1 pseudogene is annotated in these 1,539 nt (G+C 68.9%); it reads left to right on the forward strand.

What is annotated here, in order from left to right:
• Positions 1–62: 62 nt before the first annotated feature.
• Positions 63–1,539 (forward strand): annotated as a pseudogene (locus EAO75_RS44915) (hypothetical protein); the annotation flags it as partial.

Raw genomic sequence — 1,539 nt, forward strand, 5'->3', positions numbered from 1 at the left:
GGTCGTCGTCGGTGAATGCATCGGGCACTTTGATTTTGTGCCCGTCCAGTAGTTCTCGGGCCATGATGGGGGGACCGGCCGGGCGGGAGGCGGACTACGCCGCGTTGATCGCCGGGCTGGCCATGTTTCGCCTCAATGACTTGCAGGGTCGGCCGTCGGACCGCGCGTTGGCCGCGGCCGCCGAGGTCAGCCCGACCACGATCGGAGAGTGGCTGCGCGGAGTCCGGTTTCCCCAGCAGGTCGATCCGCTGCTGAAGCTGGTGCGGGCACTGCGCGTCCAAGCTGAGAGCGTCGGGCTGGCCGGCGCCTCGGCAGGTGTGCTGCTGGAAGGACAACGGTGGCGACGCGCCTACCAGGCCGAGGCTCACCGACGCGCGAACACAACGCGTACCGCGGTCGAGGCCGGGCAAGGCCGGGCGGTGCTGGAGCGGATGCGGCCCGGCCGGCCGCTGTCTGAGGTGACCGACCCGTTCCACCTGGAAGTGCACCACGCGATCAACTCCCCGGCCGCCGGTCTGCCGATGCTTCCAACGTACGTGCCCCGCGAGCACGACCGGGCGGTGGCCGAGGTAGTGGCCCAGGCCGCCGACGGGACCAGCCAGATCGCAGTGCTGGTGGGCGGATCCTCCACCGGCAAGACCCGTGCCTGCTGGGAAGCCCTTCACGTGCTGCGCGAGCGGGACGAACCCTGGCGGCTGTGGCATCCGATCAACCCCACCCGCCCCGGCGCCGCCCTAGACGAGCTGGCCGACATCGCCCCGTACACGGTGATCTGGCTGAACGAGGCTCAGGAGTACCTGACACCCGAACAGTTCGGYGATCAGGTCGCCGCAGGCCTGCGGTCCCTTCTGCGCGACTCAAGGCGCGCGCCAGTGCTGGTGCTGGCCACCCTCTGGCCGGACCACTGGAAGACCTTGACCACCCGAGCCATGCCGGACCCTCACGCCCAGGCCCGAGAACTACTGGACGGGCACAAAATCAAAGTGCCCGATGCATTCACCGACGACGACCTGGCCGCGCTGATCGACACCGCCAGGCGCGACCCCCGGCTCGGCGAAGCCGTGGATCGCGCCCTAGATGGTCACATCACTCAATATCTGGCCGGGGTACCGGTTCTCCTGGATCTCTACCAGGCCGCCCCGCCTGCCACTCGGGCGTTGATCGATGCCGCCATGGATGCCCGCCGCCTCGGCGCGGGACAACGCATTCCCTTGGCTTGGCTGGCCGACGCCGCTCCCGGCTATCTCACCGACATGGAGTGGGATCACACGGGTGATGACTGGCTTGAGCGTGCACTCGCCTATGTCACCACCCCCTGCAACGGCATCCCCGGCATCCTCACCTCCGCCAAGACCGGTGCCCCCCGTAACCAACGCAACCGCCCCACCACCGGACACCCCAGCACAACTGGGCAGGGTCTGCAGTACCGGCTGGCCGACTACCTCGACCAGCACAGCCGCCGGCACCGCGCCGAACAGCTCCCGCCCGTCGACTTCTGGACCGCAGCTGCGGTCCAGAAGTCGACGGGCGGGAGCTGTT

It is taken from the genome of Streptomyces sp. UW30, assembly GCF_008042075.1.
Taxonomy (GTDB): Bacteria; Actinomycetota; Actinomycetes; order Streptomycetales; family Streptomycetaceae; genus Streptomyces.